Raw genomic sequence first — 18439 nt, forward strand, 5'->3', positions numbered from 1 at the left:
TGCTGGCTTTAGCAGAGACCGGCCCCTGAAGTTTGCTTATTCAGGAGCTGATTTCTATATTGAGATGTCAGAATAGTGCGTTGTTTTAATTAGGTTTAACCTGGGAATTCTGTGCAGGAAAGTGGACTTCACTACCATCCGGGGCAACGCACTTAGCCCGCCCCGTTTGTTTTGCGTGATAGAGGCGCTTGTCTGCAATATCCACCAGATCCTTCCAGCTATGTGTATTGTCTTCGTGCTGTTCTGATAGCCCTATGCTGGCTGTAACCGATGTGCCGTCGGGCAAAGTTGCCAGACCACGATTCATAAGGCGACTGACAACATTCTTGGCTGACTCAGAATCCGTATGTGGCAACAGAATCAGAAATTCCTCCCCACCCCAGCGGATAGCCGCATCACCACGGCGAATACTTTCACTCAGTGTCTTGGCCGTTTGTCGCAGAACCTCATCCCCGGCATCGTGCCCCAGGGTATCGTTGATCCCTTTGAACTTATCCAGGTCTAAAAAAAGCACTGAGAAATTGGATTGCTGAAGGCCTGTCGCCCGAAACAGTGACTCCATAATATCCATACCTGCCCGGCGGGTCAGTAGTTTGGTCAGGCCGTCATAGCTGGCTTTTACCATCTGAGAGATCAGATAGCGTACCTGTTGCAGGGAAGAAAACATGGAAACACCCAGAATGACCAACAGTAGCCATAGCTGAGCCAGTAGCATATTCAGGTCATTACCCTCGCTGCGATAGAGGCCTATGCCCGATAAAATAACCAGCACAAGGGAGAAAAGAGAGAACTCTTTCAGTGTTAATGGAAAAAGGGCCAGGGATGCGATCACGACATAGGGAAGCAGGCCATAAAGGCTCATCAGGGTCGTTGCCATACCGGTCAGTTCTGCTGATGCGATCAGGGGCGTGCTGAGCTGGTAGAAGAGTGTTGGAATCATCAGCATGACCATCAGACTGGTTAGTGCCCGCTTCATGCCAATGCGTACTTTTTTTGTGATATAGGCCAGAATAAAAAAGGCACCACCGGATGCCAGGCGCATGGCAACAAAGGTCAGAGCGATCTCTGTGGGGAAGTAGATCAGGTCGAGGATACCCCAGGCTGGCACGACGATACCAAACAGAACGGCGAAGGGAAAAATACGACTGGCAATAAGGTCTGCCCTGTGCTGTCGAATAATCTCCTGATGACCCTTAGCGCTGACCAGATCAGCAAACTGCTCCTTAGAATTGACGCCAAAAAGTTGGTAGATCGAGAGTATCAGTGTATCCACTTTGCCTTCATCCTTGGCACGCAAGGTCGTTTCCTGAGTGCCTGTTATATCGTGGGATTGAGTCGAAGGGGTAATGTAATCAGTTAAACGGGTGGGGCAAAGGGACGTCTTCTGTTAGATAGCAATCCATTGCTATATATCAATAGGCGTTATAGTGCAGTGAGAATCAAAGCTCGATGGCTGTGCGAAATTTCTCTCGGCGCAGGGAGATCAGGGAACGAAACTTTCTCAGGTAGTGGTTGTTGGCTAGCTCCCGGCGAGCGAAGGCTTCATAGGCCTGCATATCCGGCACAAGAACCACCAGAACAAAGTCCACTTCGCCGGTGACCTGATAGCATTGGGTGACCTCAGGGCAGGCACTCATCTGACGATTGAAGCTGTCGTAAACATCCAAGGTATCCCTGTCCATTTCCACCTCTACAATCACATTAATCAGGTGGCCCACCACCTGTGGACTGACGATGGAAACGTCCGCCATGATGACACCGCTCTCCCTCAGTTTTTTCACCCGCTTCAGGCAAGCAGGAGCTGATAAGCCAACGGTTTCGGCCAGTTTCTGATTACTGATGCGGTTGTCTTTCTGCAGTAGGTTGAGAATCCGCTTATCGATACGATCCATCGGTAGATCTCGTAGGTTAATAATATTTCTTATGTGTATATTTTTTTCTAATTATAATATCTATTTTGAAAGAAAAAGAAATATTTCTTCGCTTTTACAAAGATAAAAGAAATTTTATAAAAATAAAGCGGAGTAAACTGGCTCCTTCTCCGGCGTAGTTAACCCTGATCGGTTTCGTCCGGAAACGATAGATTCAGGCTTTGATTAAGGCATCGGTATATGGCGGTAACAGATCATTTCTCTTTTTTGCGATGGTGGCAGGGGTTCCGTGGCAGGACGCTGCCATCACTAGGGCGTGAAATATTTAATGTCAGCTGGACTCTGCTCAAGCTGATGATCCCTGTTTTGATTGTCGTCAGGGTTCTGGAGGAGCTGGGAGCGATTCCAGTTATCGCCCGTGTGCTTGAACCTCTGATGGCTCTGGTGGGATTACCGGAGGCAATGGGGTTGGTGTTGGCGACCAATTTGATCACCAATATTTATGCAGGGCTGATGATCTTTTTTCAGTTAGTGCCAGACTATCCGATGACTGTTGCCCAAGTCAGTATTTTAGGCGGTATGATGCTGGTGGCTCATAGCCTACCCATAGAGGTACGTATTGTGCAGATTGCAGGTGTACGCTTGCTCGCAGCTCTTATAATGCGGTTGGTGACTGCGCTAATCTTCGGGGTTTTGCTGTTTCATATTTATGACTTTTTTAACTGGCTGCAGTACCCCGTTGAGCTTGTATGGCAACCCGAAGTGCAGCGGACAACTCTTTCAGAGTGGGTTTGGCAGCAGCTACAGAGCTTTGCCATGATTGTTTTGGTCATCGCCAGCCTGATTAGTCTGTTGCGTTTTCTGCGCTGGATACACGTAGAGCGTCTGATGGTTTTCCTGCTCAAGCCTGTATTACGCTTACTGGGTATTCGCCCTGAGGCTGCGAGTCTGACCATTGTGGGTATGACTCTCGGACTTTCTTTTGGTGGCGGGTTACTGATAGAGGAGTCCCGCAAGGGGCATATCAATAAGAAAGATATTTTTGCGGCTATGCTGCTTTTGAGCGTGTGTCATAGCCTGATCGAAGACACTTTATTGATTATGGTGATGGGTGCGGATATCTCAGCGGCGCTCTGGTTCCGTCTGATATTCAGCCTGACTCTGGTGGCGATTGTTACCCGTCTTCTGCGTTATGCCAGTGATGGTTTCTGGCAAAGCTATCTGGTAACTGGAATGGTAAACATCCACAACTCGGCTGCTGACAAAGCAGGCATTAATCCGGTATCAACTGTTAATAATGAGGTGGTAGAACGTGGCTGAAGATAAAGATCTGCGTCAGGGGGTAATCTTTGCTCTGGCGGCATACACCATCTGGGGAATCGCCCCGGTTTATTTTAAATCGGTAGCCCAAGTGCCTGCTTTTGAGATACTGGTGCACAGGATCATCTGGTCGGTTGTGTTTCTATCACTCTTTATCGGTTTTACCGGGCGACTGGGTAAGGTGGTTGCGGTCTTCCGGCAGCCTAGGTTACTGGGAGGCCTGATGATAACAGCTCTGATTATCTCCCTGAATTGGTTGGTATTTATCTGGGCTGTGGCGGAAGGGCGCATACTGGAAACCAGTCTTGGTTATTTTGTAAACCCCTTGATCAGTGTCTTTCTGGGTATGATTTTTCTGTCAGAACGGCTACGGCCTATGCAGTGGCTGGCACTAAGTTTTGCAGGGTTAGGGGTTCTGTATCAGTTAATTGAGTTTGGTAGCCTGCCCTGGGTTGGGCTGGTACTGGCCTTTAGCTTTGGGTTTTATGGCCTTTTACGCAAACAGCTGGTGGTGGAGGCTGTACCGGGTTTGTTTATTGAAACCCTGATCGTATTGCCAGTTGGATTGATCGCCCTCGGTTGGATGCAGTCTGAAGGTTCTTTGGTTTTTGGTCACCAGAGCTTGCAAACCGACCTACTTCTGGTAGCCGCCGGTCTGGTGACCACTTTCCCTTTATTGTTTTTTGCTGGTGCAGCCCGTCGACTGACGTTGTCGATGATAGGTTTTTTCCAGTATTTAGCACCAAGTATTACTTTTGTTCTGGCGGTCTTCGTTTATGAAGAACCTCTGGATAGCAGTAAGCTGGTAACCTTTGGGATGATCTGGCTGGGGTTGCTGCTCTTTACCGGGGAGAGCCGCCTTGCCCGTTACCGGCAGCGCCGACAGGCCATGGAGACGAGCCCGGCAGACCTCTAGTTGATTGTTCTGCCGGATGAGATAAGCTGCGCTTTTCCCGCTTAGGTCAGTCTGCCTATTTAATAAAGACAGATGCCCTATGAGGAGCTGCCTGTGTGGTGTTTTTTTTGCTGTATAGCAGAAGCATTCAGTGGCGCTACGGGTATTTTGCTGTTTCAACAGTTGATTCCAGCTTTTGCTGGTATGACATCTGTAACCTTTGGTAGGGCTTGCAGGCTCTGGTGTAGCCGCTACTACAAGCTGATTTGTACCACTTGCGTGATGCATCCAGATTGGGTTTTATGCGGGGGTAATGTTCGTACAATACTGCCAGATTATATTGGGCTACCAGCAGGCCTGTATCGGATGCTCTCTGAAGCCAATGAATGGCCTGTTCCAGGTTAACAGAGGTTCCAAGGCCATAGTAATGCAGATAAGCGACAGCCAGTGAGGCTTTTGGGTGCCCTTGTTCGGCGGCCAGGGTGTGCCATCTTACCGCTGCAGGGTAGTTCTGCCCGGCTCCGGGGCCATCTTCCGATAACAGTCCCATCTCATACTGGGCAGAGCTGTGGCCTTGTCCAGCGGCTTTTTGCAGCCAAATCCCTGCTCTTTTCAGGCTGGAACCTGTTCCGATACCTTGCTTATACATCATACCCAGTTGGTATTGAGCATCAGTCAGCCCCTGCTCAGCCGCTTTCCTGATCCAGCCGATAGCTTTCGTCTGATTGTGGTTCGGGTTACCGGGCTCAAGATACTGCATACCCAGCAGATATTGTCCCTCTGGCAAGTTTTGGTCTGCTGCTTTCTGATACCAGATGTAGGCCTGGTCGGAGTCATAATCTCCACCACGCCCATCTGCGTACAAGCGTCCCGCCATTAACTGTGCTCTGGCATCACCTGTTTTGGCGGCTTTAAGAAAGGTGTTCAGCGCATGGGTATACAGCTCACGTTCATAGAAGCGCATACCTTTGTCAAAAGATGCTTCAGTCTGGATGGGTAGGCTAAAAAGCAGTAGCAGACAGATCCGTTGCGTAATGTTTTTGGTAACAGTCTGAAACGATTCAGAAACTGGGAGTGATGCAGGAGACTGCCGGGCTGACATGGAGGTGCCTCAGATAAAGAAGAACAATACTGACTTAATTGTAACGCTATGTAATGGTTTTGGGTATTGGTGATAACCCTATTTATTTTACAGGTTTGGTCGGATTTATTTTTGTAGTACCCAGCGGCAGTTTGCAGGGCGCACCTCATTAATAATCAATGACTGAGCAGGTGGGATTCGATATCTTTAACGCTCTCCATAACCGCATAAGTGCTGGTTTGCAGTACGAAGGGCAAGGTTGAGATCTGTTCCCCAAGAACTTTACGGTAATCTTCCATGCCACTGGTACGAACCTTCAGTAAATAATCGAAACCGGCTGCAATCATGTGACATTGTTCCACTTCAGGAATTTTACGCACGGCTTCATTGAAGGCATCCAATGCCTTGGTTTTGGTATCGCTGAGCTTTACCTGCACAAAGGCGATATGGTTAACGCCCAGACGTTTCTGATTGACCAGAGCCACATACCCCAAAATAAAACCCTGTTGCTCCAGCTTTTTCATGCGTAACTGGCAAGGGGTTTTAGATAGGCCTACCCTTGAAGCAAGCTCTGTGACGGTCAGGCGGGCATTTTTCTGCAGCTCGCGCAAAATAGCATGATCAATCCGGTCGAGATCATCTGTTCGTTTCATTCTTGTGACGCCCTTTACTGATGAGTTATTTAGCAGGCTTTAGCGGTATTTAGCCAATTTTCCCTGCCATTCAGGTTGTTAGATAGTTTATTAAAACTCTATAGCCTAATTACCTAAATAAATAGATTTATTTTTTACATTTGCTTTGTTTTTCGGTGAAAAAATAAAACAAAGTTTTAAATATGAAAAAAAAATAGAGAATAAGTCTATTCGTCAAAAGCTAGAATGCAGAGCATTATTCCCATAATAACGAAAGGTGTCGATATGACTCAGGCAATGAAGACGATAACAAATGCCGATATGACCACGACCGCTATCCGTGAAGCGATGCGTGACCATTATTTGGCAGATGAAACCCATTCGGTTAACGCATTGGTTGAGATGGCAGGCTTGTCTGCCGAAACACGACAGCAGATTTCAAATGAAGCGGCAAAATTGATTACCCGCGTTCGCACATCTGCAAAGCCTTCGATGATGGAAAATTTTCTTGCGGAATATGGCCTGACCACAAAAGAGGGTGTCGCCCTGATGTGCCTTGCAGAGGCACTATTACGTGTGCCGGATGCTGAAACCATTGATGAGCTGATTGAGGACAAAATTGTTCCCGGTAAGTGGCAGGAGCATCTGGGGCAGTCGGAATCAGCGTTGATCAACACCTCCACCTGGGGGTTGATGGTGACCGGAAAACTGATTGCGTCTCCTGATGAGAAAGGCCTGACTAATACTCTGCGTGGCATGATTAAGCGTCTGGGTGAGCCAGTGGTTCGTACCGCCGTTAAACAGGCAATGAAAGAGCTTGGTCGCCAGTTTGTACTGGGTCGTACCATTGAAGAAGCTACGAAAAACGGTAAGAAACAACAGGCCCGCGGTTACAACTATTCTTACGATATGCTGGGTGAAGCGGCACGTACTGATGCTGATGCGCTGCGTTACCATCGCGCTTACTCTGAAGCGATAGCTAAAATCGCCTCGGCCTGTAAATATGATGATATCCGTAAAAACCCCGGCATCTCGGTAAAACTGTCAGCGCTGCATCCGCGCTATGAATTCGGTAAATACGACGGTGTAATGGATACTCTGGTTGAGCGTACCTTCCAGCTGGCACTGATGGCGAAAGAAGCCAATATGGGCTTTAACATCGATGCGGAAGAAGCGGATCGTCTGGACCTGTCGTTGGATGTAATTGGTGCCGTATTAGCGCGCCCTGAGCTGGCGGGTTGGGATGGTTTTGGTGTGGTCGTTCAGGCCTTTGGCCCGCGTGCACCTTTTGTCCTTGACTGGCTGTACGCCACTGCCGAGAAACTCGATCGTAAGATCATGGTGCGTCTGGTGAAAGGTGCCTACTGGGATGCAGAGATCAAGCGTGCTCAGGTGATGGGACTGAAAGGCTTCCCGGTATTCACCCGCAAAGTGAACACCGATGTGTCTTATGTGGCTTGTGCTACTAAGTTGCTGAAAATGACTGATCGCATCTACCCGCAGTTTGCGACTCACAACGCACACTCTGTGGCTGCAATTATGAATCTGGCGGATGATCTGGATAAATTTGAATTCCAGCGTCTGCACGGCATGGGTGAGTCTCTGCACGATGTGGTTGTGCAGGAAAGTAAAGTACGCTGCCGTATCTACGCACCGGTTGGTGCGCACCAGGATCTGTTGGCTTATCTGGTGCGGCGTCTACTGGAAAATGGTGCAAACAGCTCTTTTGTAAACCAGATTGTTGATCATGATATTGCACCGGCTGATATCGCCCGTGATCCGTTTGATACGGTAATGGCGCTGGACAGTATTTCTAATCCTGTTATTACCCGTTCTGCTGATCTGTTCACCAATAAAGAGCGTGGTGAAACCCGTCGTAACTCTATTGGCTGGGATATCACTGATGTCCGTACTGTTGAGCAGCTGGATAAAGAGCGCGGTGCCTACCTGAGTCATAAATGGCAGGCAGGACCTATGATTGCCGGTGATGTTGACGGTGCGAACAGCAAAACGGTCATCAACCCGGCTAATCACCAGGATGTGGTGGGTGAGGTGCGTGAAGCCTCTGAAAAAGATATCGAAACTGCCATCGTTGCTGCACAAAGCGGTCAGAAAGCCTGGGAAGCGTTGCCGGTTGAAGAACGTGGTGCCCGTATCCGTAAATTTGCGGATCTGATGGAAGCGAATGCCGGTGAGCTATTTGCACTGGCGACCCGTGAGGCGGGTAAGTCTCTGTTGGATGGTATTGCTGAGATCCGTGAAGCAGTGGATTTTGCACTTTACTACCCGGATGAAGCCGAGCTGCACAGCGCTGATGGCACCGCCCGTGGCCTGATCACCTGTATCTCTCCGTGGAACTTCCCATTGGCGATCTTTGCCGGTCAGATCTGTGCAGCTCTGGCGGCTGGTAATGCGGTTCTGGCTAAACCTGCAGAGCAAACCGCTCTAATGGCTGCCCGTGCTGTTGAGTTAATGCATGAAGCCGGTATTCCGAAAGATGTTATTCAACTGTTGCCGGGGGCCGGTGCTGTTGTGGGCGCAGCCCTGACCTCTGACTCGCGTATCAAGGGTGTTTGCTTCACCGGCTCTACGCCAACAGCACAACACATCAACCGTTCTATGTCCGCCAATATGTCACCGGAAGCCCCGCTGATTGCGGAAACTGGTGGTATGAATGCCATGATTGTGGATTCTACGGCTCTGCCTGAACAGGTGATCCGCGATGTACTGGCATCCTCTTTCCAGAGTGCTGGCCAGCGTTGCTCTGCACTGCGTGTACTCTACGTACAGAAAGATATCGCTGAGCATCTGCTGGAGATGCTTTACGGTGCTATGGATGAGCTGACTGTGGGCAACCCCTGGCTGATCAGCACTGATGTGGGGCCTGTTATCGACAAGCTGGCTCAGGACAAGATCATGGCGCATATCAACACGTTTAAAGAGCAGGGCCGCTGCCTGAAAACCTATGACGTGCCAACAACCGGTACTTTTGTACCGCCAACTGTGATCAAGCTGAACAGTATTAATGAGATGGAAGAAGAGATCTTCGGTCCTGTGCTGCATGTCTGCACCTTTGAATCCAGCGAGCTGGATCAGGTGATTGCCGATATCAACGACCGTGGCTATGGTCTGACCTTTGGTCTGCACACCCGTATGGATTCCCGTATCGACTACGTAACTGAGCGCGTTCATGTGGGTAACTGCTACGTGAACCGTAACCAAATTGGTGCGATTGTCGGTTCTCAGCCCTTCGGTGGTGAAGGCTTGTCCGGTACTGGCCCTAAGGCCGGTGGTCCACTGTATGTGCGCCGCTTTAAGAATATTACTGGCGAGAATCTTGCAGAGCCCCTGCAGGGTGATGCGGTATCTGAAACGGTACTGCAGGAAGCTGTTAACAGCGCCCTGAAACTGGTAGTGCCTGGATCAGAAGCGATTGAGCTGGTTGAGCAGCAGCTGGGAGGTCTGGCTTCCCATGTGAGATCCGATTTATTAGTCACCCGGGAAATGCCAGGGCCGACAGGGGAGTTAAACCGTCTGAGTTTCCATGCTCGGGGGCTTATTCTGTGTGCTGGTCCTGATATGGAAAGTGCAACGCAACAAGCGGCTGTTGCACTGGCTCAGGGTAATCAGGTCGTAGTGGTTGCGCCGGGTATTAAAGCACTGGCGGATCAGCTGGCTGAAGCTGGCCTTCCTGTGGTTGGGTTGGATGGCGCGGTTGAGGCTTCTGTATTACAAGGGCTGACTGGGATTGACGGTATTGCCAGTAACGCTAATGCCGAGGTGCTGAAAGCATATCGTGATGTACTGGCTAAGCGGGAAGGTGTTTTACTGCCGTTACTGACAGAAGCTCATCTGCCTGAGCGCTTTGTCCATGAACGTCATCTGTGCGTGGATACAACTGCTGCAGGTGGTAATGCCAGTCTGATCGCTTCCACGAACTGAGAACACTCAGTCACATAACATAGTAAAACTTTTGGACAGGGTCATTCGCGTGCCAATGGCCCTGTCCGTTTTTGCCTGAACCTGAGATACGGAAACCCCTTCCGTTATCTTGTTAAAAACCTTCCGCATGCAGTTGCCTTGGTATTCAGTACACTTGAGACCGGGTATTCCTGAGCCATCATGGCACTGTTACTGGTGGATTTTGCCCATTTATGAATCAGGCAACACGGTTCACGCCTAACAACTGCCCAAGTTCCCCAACATGATGAGAGATGTTTTTGCTGCGATTGAGGAATTCTTTTTGCAGTTCAAGCATAGCTGCTTCCAGCTTTAGAGAATGCGCTAACTGACTGTCCAGGTTATGACGTTTCTTCACAGATAGAGTGGGTATCTGTGTTGTTTTATAGCTGCCTTTTATTTTCTTCACGGTTTTTAAGTCTGATGCTGCTATGATGACCCTGATAGTGATCTATTAATTATTTATTGCCGTCGCCTGAATAACATGCAGATGACATGCCAAATAACCTTTGTTTCCTTAATGTTATTTTTGTGTCGCTTTGTGTTATTCAAGTGGCAGTATTTTGATATATATCAGATATAAATCAAGATGCTGGACTGGTTATCATGGTTATTATTCGTATCTTATTCGAAGCTTGTGTTTCCTCCAGTCGTTGCAGGCGTGGTTTGGCCAACCTAAGATAGGTAAAACCTAAAGATAAATAGCTTATAAGTAAGAGGAAACCTATGGTAAAGCTAAGAGATTTGGAGTACCTGGACGCAATTGATCGCTTTAAGCATTTTGGTAAGGCTGCAGAGGCTTGTTTTGTGAGTCAGCCTACGCTGAGTGGGCAGATTATGAAGCTGGAAGAGCAGTTGAATCTGCAACTGGTTGAGCGTCACCGGAGAAATGTGATGTTAACGCCAGCAGGGGAGCAGTTGGTAAAGGAAGCCCGTAACGTACTAAGCGCTGCCCAAGTGTTTGAAGAAACAGCTCGCACCTTACTGGATCCTTTGGCAGGGGATCTGCATGTGGGGATGATCCCGACTCTGGCGCCTTATTTGTTGCCTTATGTTATGGAGCCTCTGAATGAGCGCCTGCCTAAGGTGAATTTTTACCTGCATGAGAAACAGACCAAGGTGCTGATGCAGGAGTTGAATGAAGGCAAGTTGGATCTGTTGATTTTGCCCTGGCTGGAGGATATGCAAGGGGTTGAACGTTATGACCTGTTTGAAGAGCCTTTGGATCTCGCTGTATCGCCTCAGCATTCGCTGGCAAACAAAACTCAGGTGACCTTTGATGATCTGAATAATCAACAGCTACTGACACTGGAAGATGGCCACTGTCTCAGAGATCAGGCTCTGGGTTATTGCTTTACTGCCGGAGCAAAAGAAGACCACCGGTTTCAGGCCACAAGTTTGGAGACCCTGCGTTATATGGTCGCCAGCGGTATCGGTATGACAATGTTGCCAAGGCTGGCAACACATAACCTGGAAGATACCCACCGTATTCGTTATATCCGGTTTAAGACTCCTGAGCCAACCCGAAATATCTCTCTGCTGATCCGGCCGAACTACTCCCGGATGACCTGTGTGCGTGAAGTGGTCAGCTGTATACGTGAGGTAATGAAAGATTTGCTCTGAACGTGTTCTACTATGCATTAGGTCAGATCTTAGCTTATCCAATAGCTTTTTTTGCCATAAAAAGTGATTTGAAAGCATACCAAAGCATGCTATTTCTAAAGAAGAGTTCAGCTGTGGCTGCCTTTTAAATACGGCAGGGTAGCCACAGGCCATAATAAAAGCAGAGCGGAGAAAGGCTATGTCACAACAACTGGTATTAACCCTGATCGGTGATGACAAGCCCGGTCTTGTGGAAAAAGTTTCTGAAACGATCGTTCAGCACCAGGGTAACTGGCTAGAAAGTCGTATGTCTCATCTGGCGGATAAGTTTGCCGGTATACTGACCGTTGCTGTAGCGGATGATCAGGCGGACGCTCTGGTCGCTGACCTGGTTGCTTTGGAATATTTTGGACTGACAGTGACGGCTGCCAAGGCTGGGAATCATGTTGTTGCAGGTTCCACTGTTTCGCTGTCTGTGGTGGGTAACGATAAGCCAGGTATTGTGAAAGAGGTGTCACAGGTGTTGAGCGGTTTGCAGGTGAACGTTAAAGAGTTAGATACCTGCTGCGAGCCTGCACCGATGAGTTCAGAGATGTTGTTTAAGGCCGATATGGTACTGACGGTGCCCGGCAGTGTGACTCTGTCTCAGGTGGAAGAAGCCATTGAGGCACTGGGTAGTGATCTGATGATCGAGTTTAACAGCGAAGAGAAGGTTGCCGGATAAAAAGTAGGCTTTGATTGGCAACCTCAGAATATAAAAAAGGGCCGCTCTAGTGGCTCTTTTTTGTATGCGGTGCCCCGTCCTGAATAAGGTTTACACGCCGCTCTACCGTATATCCAGCGCGCCTCGGGTCAGGTCGCCAAAAACATACAGTCGGTCTACACTCAGGTCGCGCTCTTTGGCAGATAACTGATTCAGCTGGCGCACCATGGTTAGCGTATCCTTGTTCAGGGGTGGTGTTTCATACTCGCCACTTTCAGGTGGCCAGATATCCGGGGCGAGTTTGCGCTGCCCCAGCCAGGCATTGGCGACCAGTACCTCCGCTGTTTCTGCCATATCTTTATAGGGCTCAGCTCCCTTTTCTTTAACGAAGTACGTAGCATCCCCTGTTTTTCCCGCAGGCCGAGAGAGATCGCCCAGTCGGGACATAAAAACCAGATCCCGCGCTTCAGCGTTGTTTCTTACCGCATCGATAGCGGCCAAAGCATCGCTGTGTTCTGTCAGATCAAGCGGTTCGAGGTAATCACTGCCAAACAGGTGTTCCATACCTTGCACGGTAATCTCCAGATAAGCGCGCTGGTTACTGCGGTCCAGATTGTTTAGCGTGCCGGTCATATTCAACAGCTGCTCATCGCTGAACTCATAGTTATCCAGCAGGTCCAGCGTATCTTTAACCATATCCCGCCCAATGGAGTAGCTATGATTATCCAGCCAAGCCACGCTGGCTGCTTTGCTGTCATTCGGGTTGCTGCTGTTATTGGCCCCTATTTTTAGGTCGAAAAAGTGCCTGGTTTTATCAGCAGTCTCAGCAATAAATTGCAACAATCCCTCTTTTGCTTCAGGTGAGAACGCTTTGTTTTTCAGTATTTCGTAGCTGCGTACCCCTAATTCTTCATCCAGAATATAAACCTGCATTAAGGGGATTTTTTGCGTCTCATCAACACTGTCCAGATTGTTCATCAGGCTCTGATGGTCTTTGGTGTTGTGCAGGGTACTCAGAAACGTGACCAGGTTATCCATTGAGCTGTTTTTGTTTTGGGGTCGGGGAAACAGTTCTTTTCGGTTGTAGGTGCTCGGCTTTTCTCTTGGTTGAACCTGTTCAGTGTAGGGTTGCACTTGCTCAGCATAGGCATGGGCCTGATCGAGTATCTGCCGGCGCAGTGCTGGCCTACTGTCAGCCAGAGTCTGCATGACATCCCTAATATGGATGTAGTCCAGATCATTAGTGACTCTAATGCCCCACGGGTCTTCCGACTGCATGGCAATCATAATATCGGTGAACTGGGACACTTCTTCGTCGCTGAGATTTTCCGCCAGCTGGTAAATATCATCGTCTTTCAGCAGGCTCACGTAATCACCGATATTGCTGGTTATAAAGTCCCGCTGTTCCGGCGACATGCGCTCCAGTAAGGCATCGGCTTTGACTTTCTGTTCGCCATGAAACAGGTCGTTATAGGTTGCATTATCAACAGGCACTAATCTTGCGACGCTTTCAACACCGAGCTCCTGAGCTTGTGCCTTGGTGTTTTCTCGGGCGCTCTGCACTGCCTGACGGACAGATTCAGAAGGTGATGAGGTGTTTTGTGCTCCGGTCGTGGCGGTGTTTGAGGGGCTCAAAAAACGGCCGAAATAATGGCTGGTATTCAACATGGTCTGACTTCCTTGTGGTAATGACAGATTCGACAAATCTGTGATGCTATCCCTGTCACATTTTGCTTATTAATATTAGCTGGTGTAAATAAGATGTGAACTGAAGAAGGTATCGGCTATTGGCGGTGAAAATTTAGCAGGGTAGCTTAATTACTGCTTTTTGATTAATAGCGGACAAAAAAAACCGAAGGAACTCTTCTGTGGAAAAGCCCTTCGGTAAAACAATACGATAGCCTGCGGTTCAGGCGCATGGAATCGTATTGGTTGGAACTCCGTCATAAATCAGACGGCGATCAAGTAAGTGATATATTTTCTGACAGCCAGTGTTTGATGGTACTTCGGACGCACTGCTTATCGTTCTGTAGTGAGCCTGACTTTTACGAGCGGATCAGGTAATCAAAAGCTCCGAGAGCTGCTGTTGCGCCAGAGCCCATGGAAACAATGATCTGCTTATAAGGGGCTGTGGTCACGTCACCAGCTGCAAAGACACCGGGCATACTGGTTTGTCCGCGCGGGTCTACTTCGATCTCGCCGCGGTTGCTTAGTTCTAGTGTATCTTTCAGGAAGTCGCTGTTCGGCACCAGGCCGATCTGAACAAAGATGCCGTCCACATTTACGGTGTGAATCTCATCGGTAGACCGGTCTTTATAGGTCAGGCCGGTAACCTTTTTGCCATCGCCCAGCACTTCGGTGGTCATCGCTTGTTTGATAATTTTCACGTTTGGCAGCGATTCCGCTTTTTTCACCAGAACATCATCAGCCCGTAGGCTGTCGCCAAACTCCAGTACGGTTACGTGTTTCACGATACCGGCCAGATCAATAGCGGCTTCGATACCTGAGTTACCACCACCGATGACCGCAACCGGCTTGCCTTTAAACAGCGGGCCATCACAGTGCGGGCAGAAGCAAACACCTTTTGCTTTGTACTCAGCTTCGCCCGGTACATTCATCTCTCTCCAGCGGGCGCCGGTGGCCAGAATCACAGTCTTGGATTTCAGTACTGCGCCGTTAGCCAGTTCAACCTCTTTCAGACCATCATCGCTATCCCGCAGGGCAACTGCCTGTTGGGCCTTCATAATATCCACGTCATACTCTTTAACGTGTTCTTCCAGCTGAGCGACTAACTTGGGGCCTTCGGTGTAAGAAACTGAGATAAAGTTCTCAATACCCACGGTATCCGCTACCTGACCGCCGAAGCGTTCAGCGATAATGCCGGTACGTATTCCTTTTCGGGCGGAGTAAATGGCAGATGACGCACCTGCCGGGCCGCCGCCAACGACCAGTACGTCGTAAGCTTTTTTATCGGCCAATGCGGCGGCTGCTTTAGCATCAGCTTCGTCGTCTACTTTATTCAGGATCTCAGCCAGGGTCATCTTACCGTTACCAAACAGTTCTCCGTTTAGGTATACGGAAGGAACCGCCATGATTTCGCGCTCTTCGACTTCATCCTGAAAGACGCCGCCGTCGATCATGGTTGCGGTGATGTTCGGATTCAGAACGGCCAGTAGGTTTACCGCCTGAACCACGTCCGGGCAGTTATGGCAGGAGAGTGAGACATAAACTTCGAAATTCAGTTCTCGGGTCAGACCTTTTGCCTGCTCCTGCAGGGCTTGCTCTTCTTTGGACGGGTAACCCCCGGCCTGCAGCAGCGCCAGAACGAGGGAGGTAAACTCGTGGCCCATGGGAATGCCAGCGAACGTCACGCGACCTTTCTCACCCTGAGGTGCCACCACCATTTGTGGTGCACGACCGGTGGGTGTTTCATCGATCGTCAGAGAAATCTTGTCATTCAGGCCTTCAATTTCACGGGCCAGTTCCAGTAATTCATCAGATTTTGCTGTGCCGTTTATGGATACCGTCAACTCGATCGGATTAACGAGGCGTTGCAGATAGGCATCCAGCTGTTGTTTCAGATTAGCTTCAAGCATGGTTATTTCACCCACTTAGTTAAAAAGTTATCCGTCTGGTTTACGGTGATCCGTGTTGCTCTTTTAGTCATCAGGCTTGATGGACGCTTGTCTTAGACAGAATTCAGACATAGCTATGCCGTATCCTGCTTTTGATGGTTAAAGCAGAACTGATGCCATAAAGGCAGATCAGGATGTTAGGTTTTATTCAGGTTTTGCTCTCAGGATCTGCCGGTTGGCAGAGCCTGAGATATGGGAAACCAGAGGGGTATCCCATAACTCCTGGTACTTCGAAATACGAAGACTTAGATCTTACCAACCAGGTCCAGAGAAGGAGCCAGAGTTGCTTCGCCTTCTTTCCACTTAGCCGGGCAAACTTCACCTGGGTGAGCGGCAACGTACTGAGCTGCTTTAATCTTGCGCAGCAGGTCGTCAGCGTCACGGCCGATACCTTCAGCGGTCACTTCAATTGCCTGAATCACACCTTCCGGATCGATAACGAAAGTTGCACGGTCTGCCAGGCCCATACCTTCACGCATTACACCAAAGTTGTTGGTGATATTGCCGGACTGATCGCCAACCATGTAGTAGTTGATCTTGCCGATGGTGTCAGAGCTATCGTGCCATGCTTTGTGTGTGAAGTGGGTGTCAGTGGATACGGAGAATACTTCAACACCCAGCTTTTGCAGTTCTTCATATTTGTCTGCAACGTCACCCAGCTCAGTGGGGCATACGAAAGTGAAGTCTGCAGGGTAGAAGAAGAATACCGCCCACTTACCTTTAACGTCTGCTTCAGTGATCTCTACAAACTCACCCTGTTTGAAAGCAGTTGCTGCAAATGGCTTGATCTCAGTATTGATTGCTTGTGGCATCTTAGTGCTCCTGATATTCATTTAAAAAGTTGGTAAACAATTTAATGTTTTAAAAAGAGCTTTTTGTAAGCCCTTTTCGTTGAAGTCAGGAGAATTATAGGGTGTCCTATCAAAGTGAGATAATTGATTGCACTGATTATTATGATAGGCAACTCCTATCATTGGGCGCTTTTTATTCACTTTTTATGATGATGGAGCTATCAGGTAGTAGTTAATGAGTGTGTTCAGTCACCGGATTTGAGCTTTATGCTCTCAGAGAGGGCAGCCTGCAATGTGCAGTTGCGCCCTTGGTCTTTGGCCTTGTAGAGCGTGTCATCCGCTATTCTGATCAACTGGTCAACGGAATTGTTTTCGTCCGGCAGAAGCACTGCAACCCCGAGGCTCAGAGTAATAATATCCTGTTCTGAATCCGGGTGTTTCAGTTGCATCTCTGCAACCGCCAGCCTCATAGCCTCTGCCAGTTCAAAGATATCCTTCTGCGAGCTGTTAGCCTGAAGCAGAATAAACTCCTCCCCACCATAGCGGCCGAGCAAGGTATCAGATAAGCGGTGGATGGTTTTATCGAGCGCGGATGCTACTTTTTTCAGGCAAAGATCGCCAGCCTGGTGGCCAAAACGGTCATTGTAGGTTTTGAAATGATCAATATCGCACATGACCAAAGCCAGAGGTTGTTCCCGATTCAGGCATATTTGCCAGTAGTCCTGTAATTTCTGGTCAAAATAGCGACGATTAGCGACTCCGGTGAGCGGATCTGTTTCACTTAGAACTAAAAGTTGGCGGTTCAGCTTGCGTAACTGTTGATTGGCTTGCTCGGTTTCTTCCTGAGCCTGATTTAATTGCTGTTCTGCTGTATTACGGGCATCGACAAAAACTTCAAAGGCCTGACCAATGACGGAAATTTCATCATCTCCACTGGTAGGGATCTTCTTTGGGTTGCCGGCAACATGGGCACTCATGATGTCACTCAGGTGATTCAGACGCTCTACTAGTTGGCGACGAATGAATATCACCATGGCAAGAATGCTGGACAGGAAAACAACGCTGAAAACACCGACTACAATAACGGCTTGTTGCGCAGATGCCTCATAGGCTTTGGAGGCAAGATGAGCCGTTTTTTTAAGACTCTGGAAATAATTATAACCACTGGTGGTTAGCCGCTGTGAGTAGAGTCTTGATTTTCTTGCGGAGGCAAGTGTTGCTCTGTGACTCAGAATTACGGGTCTGCGCAGCTCAAAGGTTCGGTTGACTAATAGCTGTAGCTTTGCCCGTTGTTTAGGGTAGTCTGTCAGTTGTTCTAGGGAGCTTTCCGCGCTTCTCTGCAGACGGTGTAGCTGACCATTTCTTTCCGATTTTAAGGCCATCAGCAGAGTGCTGACCACCTGCTGGCTAATCAGTTGTGCCTTGAGCGGCACAGTTTTCGGAGGCTGCTCCCAAGCTGTGCTTTGCAGTTGGTTAAGTAATGCTTGCTCCTGCCCCATTAACAAACGTTCTTCTTCCATGCGCTGTGCCAGCTTCTCCAGGCTGGCGAAGAAAGGCTTCTGCCAAAGGTCTATCTCATCCAGATAGCCTTGCTCCTCTTCATTGGTGGCGGTCAGTTGTTTGCGCACATAATGATAAAGCTCCATCAGATCTTGGTCGATGGCACCTTCCTGGCTGACACTTCGGTTGGTACTCAGAATACTTTCGAAGGTCTGAGCTGCGATCACTTCTGCATCACGGGAAAGCTCTGCTGCAGTCAATGCTCGCTCATAGTGCAGGCCGCTTAACTCTTTCAGGCCATCTGTTTGTTGGACCAGAGCCTGAATGCTCAGTGCTGCCATTACCAGATATAATGCAAGGCCAATAATCAGGAAAAGAGTTAGGCGAAAGCCGATGCTCCTGATGATTTTGCCGGAAAAATGTCCAAGATGACCCATAAAAGAACTCTT

13 protein-coding genes are annotated in these 18439 nt (G+C 48.9%); 5 read left to right on the forward strand and 8 right to left on the reverse strand.

The genetic code is table 11. The annotated features are described in order from the left end of the window. Window positions 1-85 precede the first annotated feature (85 nt). On the reverse strand, window positions 86-1297 hold the full coding sequence (locus ACN0R8_RS10060; RefSeq protein ID WP_417596992.1) for a diguanylate cyclase: 1212 nt from the start codon (window positions 1295-1297) through the stop codon (window positions 86-88). A gap of 142 nt (window positions 1298-1439) precedes the next feature. Further along, window positions 1440-1892 carry an Lrp/AsnC family transcriptional regulator gene (locus ACN0R8_RS10065; protein WP_417596994.1) on the reverse strand — a complete coding sequence of 151 codons (453 nt, stop codon included), beginning with the start codon at window positions 1890-1892 and terminating at the stop codon, window positions 1440-1442. Window positions 1893-2111: 219 nt separating this feature from the next. On the opposite strand from ACN0R8_RS10065, the gene ACN0R8_RS10070 reads away from it, so the two are divergent. After that, window positions 2112-3191 (forward strand): hypothetical protein, encoded by a 1080-nt coding sequence (locus tag ACN0R8_RS10070; protein ID WP_417596996.1) that lies wholly within the window; start codon window positions 2112-2114, stop codon window positions 3189-3191. Then, on the forward strand, window positions 3184-4107 hold the full coding sequence (gene rarD, locus ACN0R8_RS10075) for an EamA family transporter RarD (protein WP_417596998.1): 924 nt from the start codon (window positions 3184-3186) through the stop codon (window positions 4105-4107). The genes ACN0R8_RS10070 and rarD overlap by 8 nt, the downstream gene beginning before the upstream one ends. Window positions 4108-4243: 136 nt before the next feature. Here rarD and ACN0R8_RS10080 read toward each other — a convergent pair whose 3' ends face one another. After that, window positions 4244-5188 (reverse strand): tetratricopeptide repeat protein, encoded by a 945-nt coding sequence (locus ACN0R8_RS10080; protein ID WP_417597000.1) that lies wholly within the window; start codon window positions 5186-5188, stop codon window positions 4244-4246. 155 nt (window positions 5189-5343) lie between these two features. Further along, complete coding sequence (locus tag ACN0R8_RS10085; protein ID WP_417597002.1) at window positions 5344-5820, reverse strand: Lrp/AsnC family transcriptional regulator; 477 nt, start codon at window positions 5818-5820, stop codon at window positions 5344-5346. A 264-nt stretch (window positions 5821-6084) separates the two neighbouring features. On the opposite strand from ACN0R8_RS10085, the gene putA reads away from it, so the two are divergent. From putA to ACN0R8_RS10100, 3 genes are all read left to right on the forward strand, one after another. Next, window positions 6085-9741 carry a bifunctional proline dehydrogenase/L-glutamate gamma-semialdehyde dehydrogenase PutA gene (gene putA / locus ACN0R8_RS10090; protein WP_417597004.1) on the forward strand — a complete coding sequence of 1219 codons (3657 nt, stop codon included), beginning with the start codon at window positions 6085-6087 and terminating at the stop codon, window positions 9739-9741. A 744-nt stretch (window positions 9742-10485) separates the two neighbouring features. Then, complete coding sequence (oxyR, locus tag ACN0R8_RS10095; RefSeq protein ID WP_417597006.1) at window positions 10486-11382, forward strand: DNA-binding transcriptional regulator OxyR; 897 nt, start codon at window positions 10486-10488, stop codon at window positions 11380-11382. Window positions 11383-11560: 178 nt separating this feature from the next. After that, window positions 11561-12085: a glycine cleavage system protein R gene (locus tag ACN0R8_RS10100; protein ID WP_417597008.1), complete on the forward strand. Its 525-nt coding sequence runs from the start codon at window positions 11561-11563 to the stop codon at window positions 12083-12085. 102 nt (window positions 12086-12187) lie between these two features. Here the strand turns inward: ACN0R8_RS10100 and ACN0R8_RS10105 are convergent, their stop codons facing one another. From ACN0R8_RS10105 to ACN0R8_RS10120, 4 genes are all read right to left on the reverse strand, one after another. Beyond that, a complete protein-coding gene (locus ACN0R8_RS10105) occupies window positions 12188-13732 on the reverse strand; it encodes a hypothetical protein (RefSeq protein WP_417597010.1) in 1545 nt (514 codons plus the stop codon). A 377-nt stretch (window positions 13733-14109) separates the two neighbouring features. Next, window positions 14110-15660 (reverse strand): alkyl hydroperoxide reductase subunit F, encoded by a 1551-nt coding sequence (ahpF, locus tag ACN0R8_RS10110; protein ID WP_417597012.1) that lies wholly within the window; start codon window positions 15658-15660, stop codon window positions 14110-14112. A gap of 284 nt (window positions 15661-15944) precedes the next feature. Then, window positions 15945-16511: an alkyl hydroperoxide reductase subunit C gene (ahpC, locus tag ACN0R8_RS10115; protein ID WP_417597014.1), complete on the reverse strand. Its 567-nt coding sequence runs from the start codon at window positions 16509-16511 to the stop codon at window positions 15945-15947. 224 nt (window positions 16512-16735) lie between these two features. Continuing rightward, window positions 16736-18427: a diguanylate cyclase domain-containing protein gene (locus ACN0R8_RS10120; RefSeq protein WP_417597016.1), complete on the reverse strand. Its 1692-nt coding sequence runs from the start codon at window positions 18425-18427 to the stop codon at window positions 16736-16738. Between the last annotated feature and the right edge of the window lie 12 nt (window positions 18428-18439).

This window comes from Oceanospirillum sp., from assembly GCF_048265165.1.
In the GTDB taxonomy this organism is placed as follows: Bacteria; Pseudomonadota; Gammaproteobacteria; order Pseudomonadales; family Halomonadaceae; genus Oceanospirillum.

Excerpts from the sequence above, each read along its gene's own strand:
- ACN0R8_RS10105 (WP_417597010.1), bottom strand. The coding sequence starts at position 13,732 with ATGTTGAATACCAGCCATTATTTCGGCCGTTTTTTGAGCCCCTCAAAC.
- ACN0R8_RS10100 (WP_417597008.1), top strand. The coding sequence starts at position 11,561 with ATGTCACAACAACTGGTATTAACCCTGATCGGTGATGACAAGCCCGGT.
- putA (WP_417597004.1), top strand. The coding sequence starts at position 6,085 with ATGACTCAGGCAATGAAGACGATAACAAATGCCGATATGACCACGACC.
- oxyR (WP_417597006.1), top strand. The coding sequence starts at position 10,486 with ATGGTAAAGCTAAGAGATTTGGAGTACCTGGACGCAATTGATCGCTTT.
- ahpC (WP_417597014.1), bottom strand. The coding sequence starts at position 16,511 with ATGCCACAAGCAATCAATACTGAGATCAAGCCATTTGCAGCAACTGCT.
- ACN0R8_RS10070 (WP_417596996.1), top strand. The coding sequence starts at position 2,112 with ATGGCGGTAACAGATCATTTCTCTTTTTTGCGATGGTGGCAGGGGTTC.
- ahpF (WP_417597012.1), bottom strand. The coding sequence starts at position 15,660 with ATGCTTGAAGCTAATCTGAAACAACAGCTGGATGCCTATCTGCAACGC.
- ACN0R8_RS10080 (WP_417597000.1), bottom strand. The coding sequence starts at position 5,188 with ATGTCAGCCCGGCAGTCTCCTGCATCACTCCCAGTTTCTGAATCGTTT.
- ACN0R8_RS10085 (WP_417597002.1), bottom strand. The coding sequence starts at position 5,820 with ATGAAACGAACAGATGATCTCGACCGGATTGATCATGCTATTTTGCGC.
- ACN0R8_RS10120 (WP_417597016.1), bottom strand. The coding sequence starts at position 18,427 with ATGGGTCATCTTGGACATTTTTCCGGCAAAATCATCAGGAGCATCGGC.
- ACN0R8_RS10065 (WP_417596994.1), bottom strand. The coding sequence starts at position 1,892 with ATGGATCGTATCGATAAGCGGATTCTCAACCTACTGCAGAAAGACAAC.